The 23733-nt window shown below is 52.2% G+C and carries 21 protein-coding genes and 3 tRNA genes; 10 read left to right on the top strand and 14 right to left on the bottom strand.

Going from position 1 to position 23733, the window contains the following annotated elements:
• Window positions 1-30 precede the first annotated feature (30 nt).
• From fucO to OOJ59_RS11680, 7 genes are all read right to left on the bottom strand, one after another.
• The gene (fucO, locus tag OOJ59_RS11710) at window positions 31-1179 is read right to left on the bottom strand and encodes a lactaldehyde reductase (RefSeq protein WP_085048809.1); all 1149 of its coding nucleotides are present in this window, start codon (window positions 1177-1179) and stop codon (window positions 31-33) included.
• 27 nt (window positions 1180-1206) lie between these two features.
• A complete protein-coding gene (gene fucA / locus OOJ59_RS11705; protein ID WP_003034062.1) occupies window positions 1207-1854 on the bottom strand; it encodes an L-fuculose-phosphate aldolase in 648 nt (215 codons plus the stop codon).
• Window positions 1855-1996: 142 nt separating this feature from the next.
• On the bottom strand, window positions 1997-2995 hold the full coding sequence (locus OOJ59_RS11700; RefSeq protein ID WP_038633242.1) for a LacI family DNA-binding transcriptional regulator: 999 nt from the start codon (window positions 2993-2995) through the stop codon (window positions 1997-1999).
• A gap of 66 nt (window positions 2996-3061) precedes the next feature.
• Window positions 3062-4642 carry an FGGY-family carbohydrate kinase gene (locus OOJ59_RS11695; RefSeq protein WP_137351631.1) on the bottom strand — a complete coding sequence of 527 codons (1581 nt, stop codon included), beginning with the start codon at window positions 4640-4642 and terminating at the stop codon, window positions 3062-3064.
• Window positions 4643-4695: 53 nt separating this feature from the next.
• Window positions 4696-5646: an ABC transporter substrate-binding protein gene (locus OOJ59_RS11690; protein ID WP_061382372.1), complete on the bottom strand. Its 951-nt coding sequence runs from the start codon at window positions 5644-5646 to the stop codon at window positions 4696-4698.
• 73 nt (window positions 5647-5719) lie between these two features.
• Complete coding sequence (locus OOJ59_RS11685) at window positions 5720-6703, bottom strand: ABC transporter permease (protein WP_160955740.1); 984 nt, start codon at window positions 6701-6703, stop codon at window positions 5720-5722.
• A 3-nt stretch (window positions 6704-6706) separates the two neighbouring features.
• Window positions 6707-8206, bottom strand: a complete 1500-nt coding sequence (locus OOJ59_RS11680; protein WP_069324532.1) for a sugar ABC transporter ATP-binding protein — start codon at window positions 8204-8206, stop codon at window positions 6707-6709.
• A gap of 464 nt (window positions 8207-8670) precedes the next feature.
• Here OOJ59_RS11680 and fucI point away from each other — a divergent pair, with 464 nt between their 5' ends.
• The 4 genes from fucI to fucR all read left to right on the top strand — a co-directional run bounded on the left by fucI (window position 8671) and on the right by fucR (window position 13165).
• Window positions 8671-10446 (top strand): L-fucose isomerase, encoded by a 1776-nt coding sequence (gene fucI / locus OOJ59_RS11675; protein ID WP_069324531.1) that lies wholly within the window; start codon window positions 8671-8673, stop codon window positions 10444-10446.
• A gap of 99 nt (window positions 10447-10545) precedes the next feature.
• Entirely contained in the window at window positions 10546-11964 is a 1419-nt protein-coding gene (fucK, locus tag OOJ59_RS11670) for an L-fuculokinase (RefSeq protein WP_085048805.1), read from the top strand.
• A gap of 1 nt (window position 11965) precedes the next feature.
• Window positions 11966-12388: an L-fucose mutarotase gene (gene fucU, locus OOJ59_RS11665; protein ID WP_006686989.1), complete on the top strand. Its 423-nt coding sequence runs from the start codon at window positions 11966-11968 to the stop codon at window positions 12386-12388.
• 57 nt (window positions 12389-12445) lie between these two features.
• The gene (gene fucR, locus OOJ59_RS11660; protein WP_160955739.1) at window positions 12446-13165 is read left to right on the top strand and encodes an L-fucose operon activator; all 720 of its coding nucleotides are present in this window, start codon (window positions 12446-12448) and stop codon (window positions 13163-13165) included.
• 43 nt (window positions 13166-13208) lie between these two features.
• Here fucR and rlmM read toward each other — a convergent pair whose 3' ends face one another.
• From rlmM to OOJ59_RS11640, 4 genes are all read right to left on the bottom strand, one after another.
• Complete coding sequence (gene rlmM, locus OOJ59_RS11655; RefSeq protein ID WP_038633266.1) at window positions 13209-14309, bottom strand: 23S rRNA (cytidine(2498)-2'-O)-methyltransferase RlmM; 1101 nt, start codon at window positions 14307-14309, stop codon at window positions 13209-13211.
• Complete coding sequence (locus OOJ59_RS11650; RefSeq protein ID WP_003034037.1) at window positions 14302-14697, bottom strand: DUF423 domain-containing protein; 396 nt, start codon at window positions 14695-14697, stop codon at window positions 14302-14304. Before OOJ59_RS11650 ends, rlmM begins: the two co-directional genes overlap by 8 nt.
• A gap of 18 nt (window positions 14698-14715) precedes the next feature.
• Window positions 14716-15633 (bottom strand): glycine cleavage system transcriptional regulator GcvA, encoded by a 918-nt coding sequence (gcvA, locus tag OOJ59_RS11645; RefSeq protein WP_038633269.1) that lies wholly within the window; start codon window positions 15631-15633, stop codon window positions 14716-14718.
• 362 nt (window positions 15634-15995) lie between these two features.
• On the bottom strand, window positions 15996-16223 hold the full coding sequence (locus OOJ59_RS11640) for a YgdI/YgdR family lipoprotein (RefSeq protein ID WP_016154261.1): 228 nt from the start codon (window positions 16221-16223) through the stop codon (window positions 15996-15998).
• 192 nt (window positions 16224-16415) lie between these two features.
• On the opposite strand from OOJ59_RS11640, the gene csdA reads away from it, so the two are divergent.
• The gene (gene csdA / locus OOJ59_RS11635) at window positions 16416-17621 is read left to right on the top strand and encodes a cysteine desulfurase CsdA (RefSeq protein ID WP_160955738.1); all 1206 of its coding nucleotides are present in this window, start codon (window positions 16416-16418) and stop codon (window positions 17619-17621) included.
• Window positions 17621-18067 (top strand): cysteine desulfurase sulfur acceptor subunit CsdE, encoded by a 447-nt coding sequence (csdE, locus tag OOJ59_RS11630; RefSeq protein WP_069324527.1) that lies wholly within the window; start codon window positions 17621-17623, stop codon window positions 18065-18067. The genes csdA and csdE overlap by 1 nt, the downstream gene beginning before the upstream one ends.
• A gap of 78 nt (window positions 18068-18145) precedes the next feature.
• Here csdE and tcdA read toward each other — a convergent pair whose 3' ends face one another.
• Together tcdA and mltA are read right to left on the bottom strand one after the other, a co-directional pair.
• Window positions 18146-18952, bottom strand: coding sequence for a tRNA cyclic N6-threonylcarbamoyladenosine(37) synthase TcdA (gene tcdA, locus OOJ59_RS11625; protein WP_038633280.1), 807 nt, complete (start codon window positions 18950-18952; stop codon window positions 18146-18148).
• Between the two features lie 134 nt (window positions 18953-19086).
• Window positions 19087-20184, bottom strand: coding sequence for a murein transglycosylase A (mltA, locus tag OOJ59_RS11620; protein ID WP_042310759.1), 1098 nt, complete (start codon window positions 20182-20184; stop codon window positions 19087-19089).
• 205 nt (window positions 20185-20389) lie between these two features.
• Between mltA and OOJ59_RS11615 the strand changes: the two genes are divergently transcribed.
• From OOJ59_RS11615 to OOJ59_RS11605, 3 genes are all read left to right on the top strand, one after another.
• Window positions 20390-20466, top strand: a tRNA-Met gene (locus OOJ59_RS11615).
• A 48-nt stretch (window positions 20467-20514) separates the two neighbouring features.
• A tRNA-Met gene (locus OOJ59_RS11610) sits at window positions 20515-20591 on the top strand.
• A 151-nt stretch (window positions 20592-20742) separates the two neighbouring features.
• A tRNA-Met gene (locus OOJ59_RS11605) sits at window positions 20743-20819 on the top strand.
• 74 nt (window positions 20820-20893) lie between these two features.
• On the opposite strand, the gene amiC is transcribed toward OOJ59_RS11605, so the two are convergent.
• Window positions 20894-22147 (bottom strand): N-acetylmuramoyl-L-alanine amidase AmiC, encoded by a 1254-nt coding sequence (gene amiC / locus OOJ59_RS11600; protein ID WP_268063399.1) that lies wholly within the window; start codon window positions 22145-22147, stop codon window positions 20894-20896.
• Window positions 22148-22381: 234 nt separating this feature from the next.
• Between amiC and argA the strand changes: the two genes are divergently transcribed.
• Complete coding sequence (argA, locus tag OOJ59_RS11595) at window positions 22382-23713, top strand: amino-acid N-acetyltransferase (RefSeq protein WP_038633289.1); 1332 nt, start codon at window positions 22382-22384, stop codon at window positions 23711-23713.
• Window positions 23714-23733: the final 20 nt, after the last annotated feature.

Below are 23733 nucleotides of genomic sequence, written 5' to 3'. Positions count from 1 at the left end.
AACCCTGTAGGCCGGATAAACGCCGGGTGATTACCAGGCGGTATGGTACAGCTCAACGATATCGCCCAGGCTCGCTTCACGCGGATTTCCCCCGGTACAGACATCATCAAATGCAGCCTGCGCCAGCGCAGGAATATCCTCTTTGCGTACGCCAACATCGCGCAGGTGCCGCGGGATCCCAACATCGTGGTTAAGGGCAAATACCGCATCCACTGCCGCTTTCCGTGCTTCTGCCAGCGTCAGTCCTTCAACCTTCACGCCCATCACCCGGGCGATATCGCGGAATTTCTCCCCGGTGTATTCGGCGTTATAGTGCATCACATGCGGCAGCAAAATGGCATTTGCGACGCCGTGCGGGGTGTTATAAAACGCGCCCAGCGGGTGCGCCATGCCATGTACTAATCCCAGACCAACGTTGGAAAAACCCATTCCCGCCACATACTGGCCCAGCGCCATCGCTTCCCCCGCCTGACTGTCGCCCGCGACCGATCCGCGTAAAGCCCCGGCAATAATTTCAATCGCTTTAATGTGCAGCGCATCGGTAAGCGCCCACGCCGCGCGCGTGATGTATCCTTCAATGGCATGGGTCAGGGCATCCACACCCGTGGCCGCTTTTAACGCCGCAGGCATGCCGTCCATCATGTCAGCATCGATAAACGCCACCTGCGGAATATCGTGTGGATCGACACAAACAAACTTACGCCGGTTTTCTTCATCCGTGATCACATAGTTAATGGTCACTTCCGCCGCCGTCCCTGCTGTGGTTGGGATAGCCATAACCGGCACGCTCGGGCAGCGCGTCGGGGATAACCCTTCGAGGCTGCGTACATCCGCAAACTCAGGGTTATTGTTGATAATGCCAATCGCTTTACAGGTATCCTGCGGGGAGCCTCCGCCAATGGCTATCAGATAGTCTGCGCCACTTTGCTCAAAGACCTCCAATCCTTCCTGCACCACCGCAATGGTTGGGTTAGGAATAACGCCTGAATAGATGTCCCACGCCAGACCCGCGTCATCCATCCGGGACGTCACCTTCTCGACAACACCGCACCGCACCAGGTTTTCGTCGGTCACAATCAGCGCCTTGCGATAACCACGACGGATGACTTCATCGGTCAATGCACCAACAGCTCCCCGGCCAAACCATGCCGTTTCGTTCAGAATCATTCTGTTCGCCATCGTATTTCTCCTTTTCGCTATGCGAAATTACTCTTCAATTCGTAATCCGTAAGATTTGAATTTCTCCAGCACAATAGCGATCTCCTCATCGTCCAACACCGGAACCGGATCAACAATGGCCAGGGTGCTCAGATAAAGGCGCGCCAGAACTTCCACTTCATGCGCCAACCACAGTGCTTTTTCCAGATTCGCTTCACAAGCAATCAGCCCATGGTGCTGTAAAAGCGTTGCCTTACGGTTTTTCAGGGCGACGCTCACATGCTCTGACAACTCTCGTGTACCAAACGTCGCATAAGGCGCACACGGAATAGAGTTTCCCCCCGCCGCCGCAATCATGTAATGGATTGCCGGAATTGGACGGTTGAGAATCGAAACGGCCGTACAATGCACAGCATGGTTATGGACGACCGCATTGGCGTCCGGACGCGTCTGGTAAGCCGCCAGGTGAAAACGCCATTCGCTGGAGGGTAACTGACCTTTATCATATTTTCCGTCGTTATCTACATACACGATCATGTTTTCAGTAAGTCTTTCATAAGGAATACCGCTGGGCGTGATCAACATCCCATTCTCATATCGCGCACTCACATTTCCCGCCGTCCCCTGATTTAATCCAAGGCTGGTCATTTCAAGACAGGTTTCAATGATTTCTCGTGACAAACGCATTCTTTCCATAATGATTCTCCGGGTACAGTTTCTCCTCGTCTTTAATTGCGAAAAATGTAGCCGCAGAGTAAGACGGGTCAGGTTTCAGATATGGGCAGCCACTGAATGTGTTTATTCAGATCCAGTTGGCCGATTTATTTATAGCAACGTATTATTGTTGTCTTACGCGCTTAATAAGTTTCATCGGTACTTTTACAGTTTCTTTAATAGGTTGGTCGTCTATGGCACTCATCATCATATCAAATGCTTTTTCCGCCCAAACATTTTCATCCTGCTGCATTGACCAGACATTATTGGCGAGGAATCCCAGCATCGGATGTTCATCGAATGTGCCAATATTAATATCAGGTGGAATTGTGCCGAAACGATGGCGAATAGCGTTAATAGCACCTTCCAGTACGGGTAATGATGAAGCTATAAACGCCTGTGGCCGCCCCTGTTCACCAATCAATCTATCCATCAGTTGAAAGCCACCTTCAGGAGTGTTGTCAGGACCTTCACGCACCCAATCACGGTGATGAATACCATTATTCTTCAAAGAATTAAGGTAACCTTGCAGACGATCGCCAATACTGGGTAATCCGGTATCTCCGACTAAAAACCAGATTGGAGCCTTTCCGGCATCAAACAAACTTTGCGTCAACTTTTCGCCGCCTAAAATATTATGACTTTCAACCAATGCGTTATCGGTATACTTAAAATCACGGTCCAGTAACACCATCGGTTTTCTGACCTGGCGTAAATGGTGTTGCTGATTCTCCAATGTAGAGGGAACAATAAAAAGGCCATCAACATTGCGAGCGATTAACGCTTTGGTCAATTTATTTTCGTAATCAACATCATCATAGGTACAGCTAATCATTAACTGATAACCGGAGCGACGACAGCGTTGCTCAAGTTTCTCGGCGAGAGTGGCAAAAAAAACGTTGGAAATATTGGGAACAATCAGTCCCAATGTATCCGTTTTATTCAATTTCAGGCTACGGGCTGAATGGTTTATGACGTAACCATAGCGCTCAACATATTCATTAATACGCGTTTGGGTTTTGACACTGATTCGATATTGCTCTGCTTTCCCGTTCAGCACCAGTCGTACGGTCGTAACCGATAAATTCAGATCGCTGGCTATCTGTTCTACTGTTTTAGCCATTTATATGCCCCAGTCCACATCCAAAAACGTCAATCTCCAATCATAAAAGTATTTTAAACTTTTGTCTTACTGCATAAGTTGGTTAATCGCCTGCTGCTGATCCCACATCATCAGATAAGCCTGGTATTTGCGGTCATAGAAGTCCCGCCGTGCCGGATTAGCCTTAATAATCTCGCCGGAGCGAACCATCGCCTGGCATGCAGATGGAATATTCGCCCACGCGCCGCTTGCTACCGCGCCGGTGATAGCTGCCCCTAACGTCACTGCATCTTCCTCCTGCATAAGATGAATATCGCATCCGGTAGCATCGGCATATTCCCGCATCCACAGCGGGTTATGCGTTGCGCCGCCGCACAGCGCCAGTCGGGAAATGGTATGGCCGTTTTCACGCATCACTTCCATAATGTGCCGCGTGCCGCAGGCAATCGCCTGTAACGTCGCCAGGTACAGGCGAGCCACCTGCATCTCGCCTCGCTCAAGAGTCAAGCCGCAGACGCTGCCCCGTGCATCGGGTCGCGCGCGGGGGGAGCGATTGCCATGGTGATCGGCCAGCACATGCAAATAACGACCAGGTTCAGACTCCTTCCTCTCAAGTTCCGCAACCCATTCGTTGACTAAAACGATCGGATGGCAACCCCGCGCCTCGGCCTTATGAAATAGCTCGGCACTCGCGCCTGATTCCTGGAGCGTCCAGTCGACCAATGCCCCAGCGGCGCTTTGCCCTCCCTCCGTCAACCAGTAACCAGGCAGCATGGCAGACCAATACGGTCCCCATACGCCCGGCGTATAAATTTCCTGTTTGCTGCACAGCATATGGCAGTTTGACGTTCCGCTAATCAACGCTAACGTTCCCGTAGGCTCAACGCCAGCAAGCGCCAAACCGCCTGCATGGGCATCAATCATCCCACTGGCGACGACAACAGCCGTCGTCAGCCCCAGCGCCTGGGCCGCATCGGCGCTAAGCGTTCCCACGGCGGCGCCTGGCGGAAGAATATGCGACGGGATTTTGCCCGTTAAATCCGTTAACTCTACGGCGTCGAGCAGAGAGTGGCTAAAGCGTTGTTCATGGGCCAGATAGTTCCATTTACAGGTCAGCGTACACAGACCGGCAACGTCACTCCCGGTGGCTTTACAGACAAGATAGTCAGCCAAATCGTAAAAACGATGCGCACTGTGCCAGGTTGCAGGAAAGTGTTTTTTTAGCCATAGCACCTTGGGAAGCTCCATTTCGACGCTGACTTCACCGCCAACGTAACGTAGAGCCGGATCCTGCGTAGCGTTAATATGCTGAGCTTCCTGCACCGCGCGATGATCCATCCACATGATGATGTTATGGTCTGATGGTTCGCCAGGTGAAACCGCCAGGCCCTGCCCCTGCTCGTCGAGAGCCACCAATGAACAAGTGGCATCGAATCCCAGTGAACGGATATCCTCAATGCAGATCCCGGATGACGATACTGCCCCCTTAACCGCATCGCAAACCTGCTGCCAGATTTCTGCAGATGACTGCTCAACCCGATCGGGGCCGGGTCGAAACTGCGAGATAGGGCGTGTCGCAAAGGCCAGACGTTTGCCGCTGGCATCGAACACACCCGCCCTGACACTGGCAGAGCCGACATCCACACCGAGGAAATATCCACTGCTCATAGTAACTCCCTGACGTTAGCTAATAGTGGGGCGAGTACCTCGCCCCAACGCTCTTATTTTTTACCGAATGGGTGTAACAGCTTGTCAATTTCTGGGGTATCAATGTTCTTCGCACTAACGAATTTCACCGGAATATCAATCTCTTTTGGTACAGACTGACCGGATACCGCCGCATTCAGCGTCTTGATACCCTGATAGCCAATCTGGTAGGCGTCCTGCACAACAAAGCCCTGAATCACCCCGGACTTCAGGAAGGCAATAATGGCCTCGGTGCTGTCAAAACCAATCACCTTCACTTTGCCTTTCAGGTTTTGACTATCAATTGCGTTTGCTACGCCGAGCGTTGAGCCTTCATTCGTGCCATAAATCCCTGCAATATCCGGGTTGGCCTGAATCATATCGATGGTTTTATCCATCGCTTTTTGCGGATCGCCATCGCTATACTGGACCGGTAGCACCTGGATATCCGGATATTTCTCCTTCATGCGGGCAATAAACCCTTCTGAACGCTCAATCGCTGAGGAGGTCCCTGCTACGTGCGCAATAATGCCCACTTTTCCTTTGTTGCCCACTTCCGCTGCCAGCGCGTCTGCCGCTTCAGCCCCGGCTTTACGGTTATTCGTGGCGACAAAACTGACCGGAATATCAGAATTCACACCGGAGTCAAAGGTCACAACTTTAATGCCGCGTGAATTTGCGGTCTCAACTAATGGCGCCAGCGCATTGGCATCTAACGCGGCCAGTAATAGTCCATTAGGTTTTTGCGCCATCGCGTTTTCAACTAACTGAATCTGCTCGGCAATCTGAGTTTCATCCGCCGGGCCCACATAGCTGGTTTTGTCACCCAACTCTTTTGCTGCCGCTTCCGTCCCCATTTTTACGGTTTGCCAGAATTCATGCTGGAAACCTTTACTGACCACGGGAAGATTCATATCTTTAGCCAAAACGCTGGATGTCATACAGGCCAGCAGGGATAACGCATAGACAAAATTCCTGGTTCTCATTGTTTTACTCCGTTCTGAGTGAGTCACCCTAAACGTCAGGGTTATGATGTCCCGTGACTTCCGGGAGCGTAAATCAACGAATTTTTTTGCGTAATGTGTCGAGATAAACCGCAGCAATGACCACTATCCCCATGGCCACCATTTGCCAGAACTGGGAAACACCCATCAGGTTCAGACCATTTTTCAACACGCTCATAATGAATGCGCCAATGATAGTGCCGCCGATGGTGCCAATCCCGCCCATCAGACTGGTACCGCCAATAACGACCGCCGCGATGGCTTCCAGCTCATAACCCACACCGACCGTCGGCTGCCCGGAGTTTAAACGTGAGGCCAGAATGACCCCGGCAATCCCGGTCAGCAGACCACAAAAGGCGTAGACGAAAATTTTCACGCGCTGCACTTTAATCCCGGAAAGATGTGCCGCCACCTCATTACTGCCCACCGCGTAAACATAGCGGCCTATCACCGTTTTCTTCAGGATGTACGCGGCGATGAGCGCCACCACCACCAGGTAAAAAACGGGATAGGGCAGCACATCAAACAACCGTCCCTGGGCCAGCATTTTGAAGGTGGGGTAATCAGCGAAGTAAATCGCGCGGCCATCGGTCATCACCATATTGATACCTCTGACGGACATCATCAGACCCAGCGTGGCGATAAAAGGCGGGATAGTCATTTTGGTAACCAGCAGACCATTGATATAGCCGCATAATCCTCCAGCCAGTACACCCGCAAAAATACAGACGGGCAGAGGCAGACCTAGCGTGGCGCAGATACCTACCGCGACACCAGAAAATGCCACGACTGAACCGAGAGAAAGGTCGATCCCTGAAGTGATAATGACGAAGGTAACGCCAATCGCCATAATGCCAATCACCGAGGTTTGCAGGGCAATTGTCATAATGTTTTCAGTGTTAAAGAAAAATGGCGAACCAAAACTAAAAAATATTACCAAAATAATCAGACTTAAAAGTGGCGCAAGGCGCATTAAAAGTTCTTTGTTAATTTTTATTTTCTTATTATTGCTGTCTGAAGAGGTTACAGAGATAGTCATAAGTTAGTCCTCTAACGTCGCATATTGCATGATTTTTTCTTGTGTGGCGTCATCAGAAGCTAGCTCCCCGGTAATACGCCCATTACGCATCACTAAAATGCGATCGCACATACCCAGCACTTCCGGTAATTCAGAGGAGATCATGATAATTGATTTCCCTTTTGCCACCAGCCGATTCATTAATTCATAAATTTCAAGCTTGGCCCCCACATCAATCCCGCGAGTGGGTTCATCAAAGATGAGAATATCGGTGTCTTTACACACCCATCGGGCAATAATAATTTTCTGCTGATTACCACCACTTAAATTCAAGGCGGCTTGCTCTAAATGTGGTGTTTTAATACGTAGGGCTTTAACCTGTTCCTCGCTGGTTTTCTGGCAACGTTTGCTGTCCACATTGCCAAAACGATCGGAATACTCAGGGTAATTGCCCAACATAATATTGCGCTCAACGGACAGTCCTAATGCCAGTCCCTCTTTTTTCCGGTCCTCGGTTAAATAGCTGATACCCTGTTGGATAGCATCAGGAATATCTTTAATCACCGTAACTTTACCGTTCAGCTTAAGGGTTCCACCATCAATGGGATCCGCGCCAAAAATCGCCCGCGCCAGCTCAGTACGCCCTGCGCCCATCAGACCGGCGAAGCCCAGGATTTCTCCTTGGTAAAGCGTGAAATCAATATTGTTCAATACACCATTACGCGTCAGCCCACTCACTTCCAACACGGGCTTACGTTGAGCCAAAGGTTCACGGCGAGGATAAATATTACCGAGGTCACGCCCGACCATCATGGCAATCAGGTCGCTAATTTTGACCGCATCATAATCCACGGTGGCAATAAACTGCCCATCGCGCATTACCGTAGCGCGATCGGCTATCAGCGCCAGCTCCTCCAGTCGGTGCGAAATGTAAACAATGCCAGTCCCCTGTTCTTTCAATAAACGGGTTACCTGAAACAAGCTGTCGATTTCCGTTTCCGTCAGTGCCGCCGTAGGTTCATCCATAATAAGAATCTTGGCATTGACCGATATCGCTTTAGCTATCTCAACCATTTGTTGTTGAGCAACGGTCAGATCGGCAACCAACGTGTCTGGGGCGATATTCAGGTTTAACTTTTGCAAAATATCGATCGCAGCCTGTCGCTGTTGTTTTTCATCCAGACGCCAGCGATTATTTTTGCAAAACTCCCTGCCAATAAATATATTTTCTTCAACGGTGAGTTCAGGGAATAGGTTAAATTCCTGATGAATAATCGTGATACCTGCACTTTGCGCACTTAACGGGTTAGCGAAAGTAACTGGCTGCCCCTCAAAAATAATCTCCCCTTCATCAGGCTGATAAACACCGGATAAGATCTTCATCAACGTAGATTTTCCTGCGCCATTCTCACCCAGCAGCGCATGAACCTCACCTTTGTGTAAAGCAAAATCCACATTACTCAACGCTAATACGCCGGGAAAACGTTTCGTAATATGACTCATCTGTAAAAATGTTTCAGACATTGCTGCTTTCCTCAATATACAGAAACTGCAGTCAGTGAATCAGGCGAAAACAAGATTCCAGAGGGCCATCGTCACCGTTAATGCGAATACTACTTACAAGTTCATATGCGTTTTATCAATTATGCTAACTCGAGTTAGCGAAGTGCCTTTTAAAGCTATTTTAGCTACTCAAATTAGCCAAATCATTTGGTTTAAAACTGTGATGCTGAACAGACAATTTATTATATTGTTATGATTTAAAAGGTTTTTATTAAAAATCTGCGTATTTGTTTATTTGACGCAGATCGAATTTTAACCACTTCTCGTGAAGCCTCTCACAGTTCCATAACAAAAAAGTTGTGTAAAAAACTCTCCAATACCTAAGCTAACTCGAGTTAGCAAAAATGGGTAATTCAGCCAACTGCGACAGTGGTGTTCAACATCCGCTTTTGCAGCACGGCACAAAGTGAGATGAGGAACCTCGAATGAGAAAAAATAGCTTACCGAAGATTGGTATCCGCCCGGTTATTGATGGTCGTCGTATGGGGGTACGTGAGTCGCTTGAAGAGCAAACCATGAATATGGCGAAAGCCACCGCCGCGCTTATTACGGAAAAACTTCGCCATGCCTGTGGCGCACAAATTGAATGTGTAATTGCCGACACCTGTATTGCCGGTCTGGCGGAATCCGCAGCCTGTGAAGAAAAGTTCAGCAGCCAAAATGTTGGCGTAACGATTACCGTTACCCCCTGCTGGTGTTACGGCAGCGAAACCATCGACATGGATCCGATGCGTCCGAAAGCTATCTGGGGCTTTAACGGCACAGAACGCCCTGGCGCCGTTTATCTTGCTGCCGCGCTGGCTGCGCATAATCAAAAAGGTCTGCCCGCGTTCTCCATTTACGGTCACGACGTACAGGATGCCGGCGACACCACCATCCCCGCCGATGTCGAAGAAAAACTGCTGCGTTTCACCCGGGCGGGCTTAGCCGTTGCCAGTATGAAAGGTAAAAGCTATTTATCCGTAGGCGGCGTTTCTATGGGCATTGCCGGTTCTATTGTCGATCATAACTTCTTTGAATCCTGGCTGGGAATGAAGGTTCAACCTGTTGATATGACTGAACTTCGCCGTCGAATTGATCAGAAAATTTATGACGAAGCTGAACTGGATATCGCACTGGCGTGGGCAGACAAGCATTTCCGCTACGGCGAAGATCAGAACGCCCAACAGTATAAGCGTAACGAAGAGCAGAGCCGCGCGGTACTGAAAGAAAGCCTGCTGATGGCGATGTGCATCCGCGACATGATGCAAGGCAATCAGAAACTGGCAGACAAAGGTCGTGTTGAAGAATCGCTGGGTTACAACGCGATTGCCGCGGGCTTCCAGGGCCAGCGTCACTGGACGGATCAATATCCAAACGGCGACACTGCCGAAGCACTGCTGAACAGCTCCTTCGACTGGAATGGTGTGCGTGAGCCGTTCGTTGTCGCGACTGAAAACGACAGTCTCAACGGCGTAGCGATGCTGTTTGGTCACCAACTCACCGGTACAGCACAGGTTTTTGCTGATGTGCGCACCTACTGGTCGCCAGAGGCGGTGGAGCGTGTCACGGGTAAACCGCTGACCGGGCTGGCTGAGCACGGCATTATTCACCTGATCAACTCTGGATCGGCAGCCCTGGATGGTTCCTGCAAGCAGCGCGATGGCGAAGGGAAACCAACCATGAAGCCGCACTGGGAAATCTCGCAGAAAGAGGCCGATGATTGTCTGGCGGCGACCGAATGGTGTCCGGCTATTCACGAATACTTCCGCGGCGGCGGTTACTCCTCTCGCTTCCTGACCGAGGGCGGCGTGCCATTCACCATGACTCGCATCAATATTATCAAAGGGTTAGGACCGGTACTGCAAATCGCCGAAGGCTGGAGCGTGGAGTTACCAAAAGAGGTGCATGCTCAGCTTGATGCGCGTACCAACTCGACCTGGCCGACCACCTGGTTTGCGCCGCGCTTAACCGGTAAAGGTCCATTCAGCGATGTCTATTCCGTCATGGCTAACTGGGGCGCAAACCACGGTGTGCTGACGATTGGCCACGTCGGCGCAGACTTTATTACGCTTGCCGCCATGCTGCGTATTCCGGTTTGCATGCACAACGTGGAAGACGAAAAAATCTATCGTCCTTCAGCCTGGGCAGCCCACGGTATGGATAGCGAAGGCCAGGATTATCGTGCCTGCCAAAACTACGGCCCGCTGTATAAACGTTAATGTGGCTTAGCCCGGTGGCGCAAGCTTACCGGGCCTACGGACGAGTGAACCGTAGGCCGGATAAGCGTAGCGCCATCCGGTAGCGTTTCAGGAGTTGTTATGAAACAAGACGTTATCCTGGTACTTGACTGCGGCGCGACCAACGTGCGGGCCATTGCCGTTGACCGACAGGGAAAAATTATCGCCCGCGCCTCAACGCCCAACGCCAGTGATATTGCCGCAGAGAACGGGGCCTGGCATCAGTGGTCGCTGGAGGCCATTTTGCAACGTTTCGCCGACTGCTGTCAGCGGCTCTCTACGCAACTGGCCAATTGCCGTATCTGTGGGATCGCCGTCACCACCTTCGGCGTAGACGGTACGCTGGTCGATCAACACGGCAAACAGTTATATCCGGTAATCAGTTGGAAATGCCCGCGCACCGCAGCAGTGATGGAAAATATCCATCGCTACATGTCGCCCCAGCAACTGCAGGAAATCTCCGGCGTCGGCGCGTTCAGCTTCAATACCCTGTATAAACTGGTGTGGCTGAAAGAAAACCACCCACAATTGCTCGAACAGGCACACGCCTGGCTGTTTATTTCGTCGCTTATCAACCACCGTTTAACCGGCGAGTTCACCACAGATATCACTATGGCGGGCACCAGCCAGATGCTGAACATCCAGCAGCGCGATTTCAGTGATGACATTTTGCAGGCAACAGGCATACCGCGCCGACTGTTTCCACGTCTGGTGGAAGCGGGCGAACAGATTGGGGCACTGCAACACGAGGCCGCCATCCTGCTCGGGCTTCCAGTGGGTATTCCGGTGATATCTGCCGGGCACGACACGCAGTTTGCGCTGTTTGGCGCGGGGGCTCAGCCAGACGAACCGGTGCTCTCTTCCGGTACATGGGAAATTCTGATGGTGCGCAGTGCGCAGGTGAACACCTCTCTGCTCAGCCGTTATGCGGGTTCCACTTGTGAATTAGACAGCCAGGCCGGACTGTACAATCCCGGCATGCAGTGGCTGGCCTCCGGCGTACTCGAATGGGTGCGTAAGCTGTTTTGGACTGCCGAAACGCCCTGGCAGACGCTGATTGACGAAGCCCGGTCCATTCCTGCTGGCGCAGAAGGCGTCAAGATGCACTGCAACCTGCTGGCCTCTCAGGATGCGGGCTGGCAAGGGGTTACGCTCAATACCACCCGCGGGCATTTTTATCGCGCCGCGCTGGAAGGACTGACAGAACAGTTGCAGCAGAATTTGCACACGCTGGAAAAAATCGGTCATTTCCAGGCCTCTGAATTGTTATTGGTTGGCGGGGGCAGCCGTAACGCATTGTGGAACCAGATTAAAGCTAACGTTCTCGGGATCCCTGTCAAAGTGCTGGATGACGCCGAAACCACCGTGGCAGGCGCCGCAATGTTTGCCTGGTCAGGTATGGGTGAATTTACCACCCCGGAACAGGCTCGTGCCCAGGTGAGCTACCAGTACCGTTACTTCTATCCGCAAACCGAATCTGAACTGACAGGAGTCGAGTAACATGCTCAAAACGATATCACCCTTAATTTCTCCCGACCTGCTGAAGGTGCTGGCTGAAATGGGTCACGGCGATGAGATTATCTTTTCCGATGCCCATTTTCCGGCTCACAGCATGGGACCGCAGGTGATTCGCGCCGACGGTCTGCTGGTCAGCGATCTGCTGCAGGCGATTATTCCGCTTTTTGAACTGGACAGCTACGCCCCGCCGCTGGTGATGATGGCGGCAGTAGAAGGCGACGCTCTCGATCCTGACGTCGAGGCTCGCTATCGCCAGGCGCTTTCCTTACAGACCCCCTGCCCAGACATCACGCGTATTGACCGTTATGCCTTTTACGAACGCGCGCAAAAGGCGTTTGCGATCGTTATCACAGGAGAACGGGCAAAGTACGGGAATATTCTTTTAAAAAAAGGGGTAACGCCATAATCTCTGGTCAGCATGCCCGTCTGGTACGGGCATGCTGCATAAAATGAGGATCAGAACATGAAAGCGGCGCGCCAGCAGGCCATCGTAGATCTGCTTACCCACCACAAAAGCCTGACAACCGAAGCCCTGTCTTTGCAGCTTAACGTCAGCAAAGAGACCATCCGCCGCGATCTCAGTGAATTACAAACCCAGGGCAAAGTGCTACGCAATCACGGACGGGCCAAGGCCATTCACCGGAAAAATCAGGACAGTGGCGACCCGTTTCATATTCGACTCAAAAGCCACTATGCGCACAAAGCGGATATTGCGCGGGAAGCGCTGGCATGGATTGAAGAAGGAATGGTGATCGCCTTAGACGCCAGCTCAACCTGCTGGTATCTGGCACGTCAGCTACCGGACATCGACATTCAGGTTTTTACCAACAGCCAACCCATTTGCCAGGAATTGGCAAAACGCGAACACATTCAGCTCATCAGCTCTGGCGGCCGCCTTGAACGTAAATACGGCTGTTATGTTAATCCCGCGCTCATCTCGCAGCTAAAATCCCTCGATATCGATCTGTTTATTTTTTCCTGCGAAGGGATCGACAGCGACGGCACGCTCTGGGACTCCAATGCCACCAACGCAGACTTCAAATCCATTCTGCTTAAGCGCGCATCGCAATCTTTATTGCTGATCGATAAAAGTAAGTTTAATCGTTCCGGGGAGGCCCGGATTGGGCGTCTGGATGGTGTGACGCATATCGTGTCAGATACGCAGCTGATTGAAACAACATAGACCGGATAAGACGTTTACGCCGCCATCCGGTCTATGTTTAGCGTTATCGCTCGTCCCGGCGACCGCCGACGGCAGCCCACAGACGACGCACGTGTACGGTCACTTCTTCCCGATCATGATACAACTGACGCGCCTGCATCTGGGCATTGACGCCATGCTCATCAAGCTGTGCCTGGATATAGGCCAGATTCTGCGATACCTCTTCATAACGTTTTTTCATCGGCAGCTTGAGGTTGAAGATCGTCTCGCGACACCAGCCGTTGACCAGCCACTGCGCCATCAGCGCGGCAACCTTCGCCGGTTTCTCCACCATGTCGCACACCATCCACGAGATGTTGTTACGATTCGGGCGATACTTAAATCCGTCTTCGCGCAGCCAGGTGACCTGCCCTGTATCCATCAGGCTTTGCGCCATCGGACCATTATCCACGGAATAAACCCACATGTTGCGTTTAACCAGTTGATAGGTCCAACCGCCCGGACATGCGCCTAAATCCACGGCATACATGCCATTGGCCAAACGCTCGTCCCACTCATCTTCTGGAATGAACACATGCAGCGCCTCTTCCAGCTTCAGCGTTGAGCGGCTCGGCGCATCGGCCGGGAACTTCAGGCGCGGAATACCCATGTAGAACGGGGAGTTATTGTCAGGCCAGGAATAACCGGTATAACAACAGCCAGGGGCGATAAAGAAAACATGAACCACTGGACGTTTCGGCGTTTCATATTTTGCCAGTACGCCCGCTTCGCGCAGCGCCGCGCGCAGCGGTACGGTAAATTTACGGCAGAACTTAACCAGCTCTTTGCTTTCATTGGTGTCGGCGACTTCGACTCGCAGATCGCCGCCTTTTTCCACCACGCCCTGCAACATGCCGACAATTGGCGTAATACGGTCTTCCGGCGGTAAATATTGCAGCAGTTCGCCCACCACAAACATCTGACGGGCAAAAATCAACGAGCTAAACGGCAGCTCTTTCACTAACTTTTCGGCATCGTCCTGCTGATAGCATTCGAAGATCACATAGCCCGCATTGTCTTTTACACGGGCGAAACCGAAGATTTCCCGACGTCCTGCTTTATCCGTAATTTCTGCGGCGCACTCTTTTTCAAAACCCGGGCGACACAACAATACAACCTTATTCATGGCTAACGCCCTTACGTTTCAATCGAATAGCGCCCACTAACATCAGCGCCCAGCCCACAAGGAAGCTAAAACCACCGACGGGGGTAACAAACGCCCACAGGCGTAAATGGGAGAGCGCGAGGCAATACAGGCTACCGCTAAACAGCACCGTTCCTAATGCCAGAAACACGCTACTCCAGTAAAACCAAATGCTAATGCGTCGCTGCATGGCGACGGCCAGGCCGAAGATAGCCAGCGTATGAAACGCCTGATACTCAAGGCCAGTCTGGATCCAACCCATTTCTACGACACCCAGGGTTTTACTCAGAACATGTGCCCCAAAGGCGCCCAACGCCACAAAGATAAAACCACTTACGGCGGCAAAAATCAGCATAAAACGGCTGGTCATGTTAATACCCTACGTAATTTATTGTTCATAACGAAAGCGGAATTTTTCTTGTTCCGAGGCCGCTTTCGCCAGTATCCACTGACGGAAGGCGGCTATTTTACCCAGTTCTGCCTGACTGTCATGACAAACCAGATAAAACGCGTTTTTGCTGACCAGAACATCATTGAACGGACAGACCAGACGTCCGGCTTCAATTTCGGACTGCGCCATAACGTTATTCGCCAGCGCAATCCCCTGTCCATGGATAGCAGCCTGTAGCACCATGGCGCTATGGCTGAAGATAGGCCCTTGCTGTACGTTAATATGATTCAGGCCAAGCTGGCGCGTATAGGCTTGCCAGTCACGCCGCGACGCATCGTGCAACAATGTGTGTTTTGCCAGATCATCCGGCGTCTTCAGCGGCTTATCACCGGTAAGTAGCAGCGGCGAGCAGACCGGCAATAAATATTCTGCGTACAATTTTTCAACGCGCAGACCCGGCCAGTTGCCGCGTCCGTAGAAAATCGCCACATCAACATCGTCAGCCAGTTTGTCTTCCTGACGGTCCACCGCCTGGATCCTGACATCGATTCCCGGATAAGCTGAGTTAAAGCTAGAGAGTCTGGGCACCAGCCATTGGATCGCGAAACTGGGCAATAAACTAACGGTAAGCGCACCTTTTGCACTGCGTGCCTGAAGTTTACGCGTCGCGTCAGTTAATTGCGAAAAAATCTCTTTGATGTCGAGGAAATAGCTTTGACCCTCTTCTGTTAACAGCAGAGATCGATTGCGTCGACGAAACAGCTTCAGCCCCAGGAAATCCTCAAGTGACTTGATTTGATGACTTACTGCGGCCTGCGTCACAAAAAGCTCTTCCGCTGCGCGGGTAAAGCTCAAATGGCGCGCTGCGGCATCAAAAACACGCAATGCATTTAGGGGTGGTAATCGTTTTGACATGACTTTTAGGCTTTGATGTTAAATGAATTTAACAATTATCTAACAGGATGTAACCTATTAGTTTTTTTTATCTGAGCCATTATAAATTGTCCGTTGAGGTTCTACCAGCAAATACCTATAGTGGCGGCACTTCCTGAAGCCGGAACGAAAAGTTTTATCGGAATGCGTGTTCTGGTGGGCTTTTGGCTTACGGTTGTGATGTTGTGTTGTTGTGTTTGCAATTGGTCTGCGATTCAGACCATGGTAGCAAAGCTACCCTTTTTCACTTCCTGTACATTTACCCTGTCTGTCCATAGTGATTAATGTAGCACCGCCAAATTGCGGTGCTTTTTTTTGTCCGACTTTATGTCAATGGCGACCGGTTAGTTATCCAGTTCTACCATCTCTTTCACATCGGTACGGTTGATCTGCTGTTTGTTGCCGTTAGCGTCTTTATACGAAATCATTCCCGTTTCATTGTCGGTCTGTGGCTTGCCATCAGATACGATTGATCGACCATCGTTGGTGTGCATCACGTAATTCGATCCAGAACAGGCGCTCAGGGCAAAAGTCAGCATACAGGCAGAGATAATTGCGGCAGTCTTTTTCATCTTCTTCTCCTTAAAGCGATTTATGCTATTAAAAACACACTCCGTAACAGGCAAAATTGCTCGCCTAACGCTATTTAGCATAAGACACTGTGAGGACTTTGCCAGGATATCCAGAGTATTCCGATGGTTAGCACAACCCTTGTGTCAGCGCCTGTTTTGCGCGACGATCGGTTTATTGAACTGAGGATGACCATGAACGCATTTAATCCCGCGCAGTTTCGCGCGCAATTTCCCGCACTCAACGATGCCGGCGTCTACCTCGACAGCGCTGCTACTGCACTGAAGCCGCAATCCGTGATTGAGGCGACCCAGCAATTTTATAGCCTGAGCGCCGGGAACGTGCATCGCAGCCAGTTTGCCGAAGCGCAACGCCTGACCGCGCGCTATGAGGCCGCACGGGAAAAGGCCGCGCGCCTGATCAACGCCCCGGATGACAAAACGATAGTCTGGACCCGTGGCACAACGGAAGCTGTCAACATGGTTGCCCAAAGCTATGCGCGTCCGCGCTTACGGCCGGGCGATGAGATTATCGTCAGCGTGGCGGAACATCATGCCAATCTCGTTCCATGGTTGATGGTGGCTGAGCAAACGGGCGCTAAGGTAGTCAAACTCCCGCTCAACGCCCATTTGCTACCGGACGTCGAGCGTCTGGTTGAGCTCATCACTCCGCGCAGTCGCATTCTGGCGCTGGGGCAGATGTCGAACGTCACCGGCGGTTGCCCGGATTTAGCCCGCGCCATTACGCTCGCCCATGAGGCTGGCATGGTGGTGATGGTTGATGGCGCGCAGGGAATTGTGCATTTTCCCGCTAACGTGCAGCAGTTAGATATTGATTTCTATGCCTTCTCGGGCCACAAGTTGTATGGCCCTACCGGTATTGGCGTACTGTATGGTAAGCCAGAATTACTGGAAGCCATGTCACCGTGGCTCGGCGGCGGCAAGATGATTAGCGAAGTCAGCTTTGACGGTTTCACCACCCAGGCGGCCCCCTGGAAGCTTGAGGCCGGTACGCCTAACGTAGCTGGCGTCATCGGGCTAAGCGCGGCGCTCGAGTGGCTGGCGGACATTGATGTTGCGCAGGCCGAAAACTGGAGCCGGGGTCTGGCGACGCTGGCAGAAGACGCCCTGGCGAAACGTCCCGGTTTTCGTTCCTTCCGTTGTCAGGACTCCAGTCTGTTAGCCTTTGATTTCGCTGGCGTTCATCACAGTGACATGGTGACGCTGCTGGCCGAATATGGCATTGCGCTGCGCGCAGGGCAACACTGCGCACAACCACTGCTGGCGGAGCTGGGCGTATCCGGGACCCTACGCGCCTCTTTTGCGCCCTATAATACGCAAAGTGATGTGGATGCGTTGGTCGCAGCCGTTGACCGCGCGCTGGAAATATTGGTGGATTAATGACAAGCCCTTTATTCGCCGGACACCCGTTTGGCACAACCGTAACGGAAGAGACGTTGCGTACTACGTTTGCCCCGCTCAGCCAGTGGGAGGATAAATATCGTCAGCTAATTCTGCTGGGTAAGCAGCTTCCGGCGCTGCCGGAGGCGCTAAGGGCGCAGGCAAAAGAGATAGCGGGATGTGAAAACCGCGTCTGGCTGGGATATACCCTGCACGAGAACGGCACCCTGCATTTCTTCGGCGACAGCGAAGGCCGCATTGTGCGCGGGCTGTTGGCGGTATTGCTCACCGCCGTTGAAGGTAAAACCGCAGCCGAGTTACGGGCGCATTCACCCATGGCGCTATTTGACGAGTTAGGGTTAAGCGCGCAACTCAGCGCCTCGCGAAGCCAGGGCCTGCATGCGTTGAACGAGGCGATTCTTGAGGCTGCCCGGCAAGCCGGATGACGACGGCTGATGCGTCTTATCCGGCCTATAACATCGCACGAACTGTAGGTCGGATAAGCATAACGCCATCCGACACAATCAACTCTGGCGCGCCGCTTTCGCCATCATCTTCTTCAGCGCATGGGAAACGGCTACAAAGCCAAAGGTAGCCGTCACCATGGTGGCGGCGCCAAACCCTGAGGCACAATCCATACGTTTTGGCCCTTCCGCCGTCGCCTTCATGGCACACACCGAGCCATCTGCCTGCGGGTAAACCAGCGCCTCGGTCGAGAACACGCAATCCACGCCCAGCTTGCCTTTACTGTTTTTCACCACGCCAAAATCACTCTTCAGCCGCTCACGCAGCTTGGCCGCCAGCGGATCCTGAATGGTTTTTGCCAGATCAACCACCTGAATCTGCGTCGGATCGATCTGCCCGCCCGCACCGCCGGTGGTTACCAGCGGAATCTTATTACGCCGACAGTACGCAATGAGCGCCGCTTTCGGGCGCACGCTGTCAATCGCATCGATGACATACGAATAACCCGCATTCATATACTCCGCAACGTTATCTGGCGTAACAAAATCATCGACCACGTTCACCCGGCACTCCGGGTTAATCTGGCGGATACGTTCCGCCATCACCTCAGCTTTCGCTAAACCAACGTTATCGCGCAGCGCATGGATCTGACGGTTAGTATTGGTGACGCAAACATCATCCATATCGATGAGCGTAATCGCGCCAATGCCGGTACGCGCCAGCGCTTCCGCCGCCCACGATCCCACACCGCCAATCCCGACCACGCAAACATGCGCGCCGGCAAATAACTGCAGCGCATTTTCGCCATACAGCCGCGCCGTGCCGCCAAAACGCTGACGCCAGGCGTCACTGATAACCACAGACATAGAACCTCAAATATAGAAAACAAAAAGAGCGGACAAATACCGCCCTTGATGACTGCATCATTGCCTGATGGCGGCTACGCCTTATCAGGCCTACTCAGTAATGTAGGCCGGATAAGCGAAGCGCCATCCGGCAATTAACCGCTAAATACGTTACCCGCGTTGGCCGCTGTTTTCAGCACCCATACGCGACCGTAGTGATTATACCACCCGGCACGATGTCCGGCGTCAGCGCCAATACCCTGATAGATATCAAAGTGCTGGCCTTTAATCGCACCGCCCACATCCAGCGCCACCATCAGGCGCAGTTCGTACTGGCCGGTGAACTTACCGTTATTGTCCAGTAAGGGGACTTCCGCCAGTAACGTGGTGCCCGCAGGAATGATACTGCGGTCAGAAGCCACGGATGCGCGGCCAATCAGCGGTACCGCGCTGGCCCCTTTCACCGGCGCAAAAGATTGCGGCTTAAAGAAGACAAACGATGGGTTCTGCTCCAGCAGCTCACGCACTTCGGCCTCGCTGTGCGTCTCTCCCCAGTGGCGAATGGCCTGCATCGACATATCTTCTTTTTTCACTTCGCCACGATCAATCAACACCTTACCGATACTGCGATAGGCATGGCCGTTTTTCCCGGCATAGCTAAAGAAGTTTAGCGGGCTGCCGTCGCCAAAATCGATATAGCCACTGCCCTGAACATCCATAATAAAGTTGTCCATCAGGGAGTTGCTGTACGCCAGAATATAATTATCGCTTAGCGCGCCTGCGTAGATCTCGGCACGAGAGGGTAAACGTCCGCGTTTTGGCGGCATGCGATAAATAGGATACTGGAACTCGCCCTGACGCGTGTGGCGCGCCTGAATAACCGGCGTGTAATAACCCGTAAACTGGACGTTACCGTAGTTGTCCGCCCCTTCCATTTGCCACGCGTCAATACCAAACTGACGCATGCTGCGCGTATCACCGCCCGCACGTAACCATTGCTGGATAGCGTTGTAGACGTTGCTCTGGTTACCGTACAAACGCGGCGAAGCGCTGCGAATTTGATTAACCTGCTCGGCGAAATCACCGGCATTGATTGGCGCGCCAACCGCATCAGGCTGGTTCACCAGTGAGAAAGGCTGGGTAAATTTCCCGTCTTTATACTGCTGCCCACGATCGGTGGGTTTTGAGGAACACGCGGCGAGCATCGCAACGACAGCTCCCGCCAGAAGATATTTTGCCCAACGTCCTTTCATTGTTCTCGTCTTATGTTGCCTGAATGCGAGACGAAGATAACAAACCCCCGTACCTAATGAAATGCGTATGCATACCCGAACGCAAATTTTGCGCAAAAAATAATCCAGAATACGTTGTTTTTGTTCATTTTCACCCTTAAAACGTGATCAAGGTGAAAAAAGGGTTGCATGAAAATGCGAGCAGAGTATAGTGCGCATCCACGGACGCGGGGTGGAGCAGCCTGGTAGCTCGTCGGGCTCATAACCCGAAGGTCGTCAGTTCAAATCTGGCCCCCGCAACCAATTAAAATCAGAAGCAGTAACGTTACTCGATGGAAGAGTAATGACGGACGCGGGGTGGAGCAGCCTGGTAGCTCGTCGGGCTCATAACCCGAAGGTCGTCGGTTCAAATCCGGCCCCCGCAACCAATCATATTTGCTGCAATATTTTTGCAAAGTAGTTCGAATCACAGCAAGGCGGCGACGCAGTGAATCCTTAGGAGCTTACTCCAGTAAGTGACTGAGGTGAACGAGGAAAGCCAATGTAGATGTGGTTTGAAATACCAAGCAAAAAGACGGACGCGGGGTGGAGCAGCCTGGTAGCTCGTCGGGCTCATAACCCGAAGGTCGTCGGTTCAAATCCGGCCCCCGCAACCAACACATTAAGCACCTTAACGGGTGTTTTTTTGTATCTGTCGTTCGTAAAAAAAGCGCTTTTCAGCGCTTTTTTGTTATCCCCTTCTCGCCAGCGTCGCACCATCGGCAAAGTAAGCTTTAATCCCTGCCAGAATCGACTCCGCCACTTCCTGCTGGAAGGTCGCCGTCTTCAGCTTACGCTCTTCTTCGACGTTACTGATAAATGCCGTTTCCACGAGGATGGAGGGAATATCCGGCGCTTTCAGCACCGCGAACCCGGCTTGCTCAACCTGATTCTTATGCAGGTTGTTGATTTTACCAAGCTTATTCAGCACCGCTTTGCCAAACTTCAGGCTGTCGGCGATGGTCAGCGATTGCACCATATCGAACATGGTGTGGTCGACATAACGGTCACCGCTTTTGCTAACGCCACCGATGAGATCCGAGGCGTTCTGGGTTTGGGCCAGATATTTTGCCGCGGTACTGGTCGCCCCTTTAGTCGAGAGCGCAAACACCGATGAGCCGCTGGGTTGCCGGCTGGTAAAGGCATCGGCGTGAATAGAGACAAACAGGTCTGCACGCTGTTTCTGCGCTTTCGCCACACGCACTTTTAGCGGAATGAATATATCTTCATTACGCGTCATAAAGACCTTCATGTTGCCCTCTTTTTCAATAAGGGCTCGCAGGCGACGGGCAATTTGCAGTACCACATCTTTTTCACGCGTCTTGTATTTCCCCACCGCACCGGAGTCTTCTCCACCGTGTCCGGGATCCAGCATAATGACAATCGGACGATCGCGCCCCGCTTTACCCGGTTGCGGACCACTTTGCGCAGGCGGCACCTGTTTATCCAGATCGTCCTTGTTGTAATCTTCAAGCAGCGCCAGCAGCGGATCCTGAACATCCTGCGCATTGGCAGGATAAAGATCCATGACCAGGCGCTCTTTAAAACCGGCTACGGGGGCCAGGGCAAAGAGTTGCGGCTTCACATTCTGTTTCAGCTCGAACACCATCCGCACGGTCTGCGGGTCAAATTGCCCGACTCTCGCCGACTTAATATAGGGATCGTCAGGACGAATCTGCGCGCCGATGCCCTTAAGCACCGAGTTCAAATTAACGCCTTCAATATCGACAACCACACGCTCAGGATTACTCAGGGCAAACTGTTTGTATTTCAGCAAACGGTTGGATTCCACCGTGACGCGGGTATAACTGGACGCAGGCCAGATACGAACGGCAACGACCTGACTCACAGCAGCCAGACCAACCTGACTGACGCTCAAAAGCCACATAGCACCCGCACCTTGCAGTAAACGACGGCGACTGATTGCTGAATTGGATCCCGACATGCTTCTCCCGAGCAAAAGAAATCTTTATTGAAGTAATACGTAAAACGTCCGAATTGACCGGAAACTTTAACGAATGACGCATAATCTGTCATCTATAAAAGGGTAAACATTCTTTTTATATTCACGGCATTACTGAAAAAAATCTTCGGCATGAGTAAAAATTACGCTTGCGCACAGCACCAAAACAGAATAAAAATACACAAATTACGAATAATCATGCAATGAGGGTGTGCCGTGGTGAAGGAGCGTAGAACCGAACTGGTACAGGGATTCCGCCATTCTGTTCCCTATATCAATACCCATCGGGGAAAAACGTTTGTCATTATGCTGGGCGGCGAAGCCATCGAGCATGAAAACTTTTCCAGTATCGTCAATGACATTGGGCTTCTTCATAGCCTCGGCATCCGCCTTGTCGTGGTCTATGGCGCACGACCGCAGATTGATGCCAATCTTGCGGCGCATCATTATGAGCCGGTGTACCACAAAAATACGCGCGTCACCGACGCTAAAACCCTGGAGCTGGTCAAACAGGCTGCGGGATTGCTCCAGCTTGATATTACCGCCCGCCTGTCGATGAGCCTGAATAATACGCCATTGCAGGGTGCGCATATCAATGTGGTCAGCGGTAATTTTATTATCTCCCAGCCGCTGGGCGTTGATGACGGCGTAGACTACTGCCATAGCGGGCGTATTCGTCGTATTGATGAAGAAGCCATTCACCGTCAACTGGACAGTGGCGCGATAGTCCTGATGGGGCCAGTCGCCGTTTCCGTTACCGGTGAGAGCTTTAATCTGACGTCAGAAGAGGTCGCCACGCAGTTGGCTATCAAACTGAAGGCGGAGAAAATGATTGGCTTTTGCTCCTCCCAGGGGGTCACCAACGATGATGGCGATATTATTTCCGAATTGTTCCCTAACGAAGCCCAGGCGCGCGTCGAGTCACAGGAAGAGAAAGGTGACTACAGCTCAGGTACGGTGCGCTTCCTGCGTGGTGCGGTGAAAGCCTGTCGCAGTGGCGTACGCCGCTGCCACCTGATCAGCTATCAGGAAGATGGCGCGTTGCTGCAGGAACTGTTCTCACGCGATGGCATCGGTACGCAAATCGTGATGGAAAGCGCGGAGCAAATTCGTCGCGCCACCATTAACGATATCGGCGGTATTCTGGAGCTGATCCGTCCGCTGGAACAACAAGGCATTCTGGTCCGCCGCTCGCGCGAGCAACTGGAAATGGAGATCGACAAATTCACCATTATTCAGCGCGATAACCTGACCATCGCCTGCGCCGCACTGTATCCTTTCCCGGAAGAGAGGATTGGCGAAATGGCCTGCGTGGCGGTACACCCGGATTACCGTAGTTCGTCACGTGGGGAAGTATTGCTGGAGCGGATCGCCGCGCAGGCCCGGCAAATGGGGCTGAGTAAGCTGTTCGTACTGACCACCCGCAGCATCCACTGGTTCCAGGAGCGCGGCTTCACGCCGGTGGATATCGACCTGCTGCCGGAAAGCAAGAAAGAGATGTACAACTATCAGCGGCGATCAAAAGTGCTGATGGCTGATTTGGCCTAGGCGTGGCTGCCGGATGCGGC

Origin of the sequence: Citrobacter sp. W9 (assembly GCF_026719375.1) — a bacterium.
In the GTDB taxonomy this organism is placed as follows: Bacteria; Pseudomonadota; Gammaproteobacteria; order Enterobacterales; family Enterobacteriaceae; genus Citrobacter; species Citrobacter werkmanii.
The sequence above is the reverse complement of the archived record's forward strand: the minus strand, read 5'-3'. Positions and strand labels throughout refer to the sequence as shown.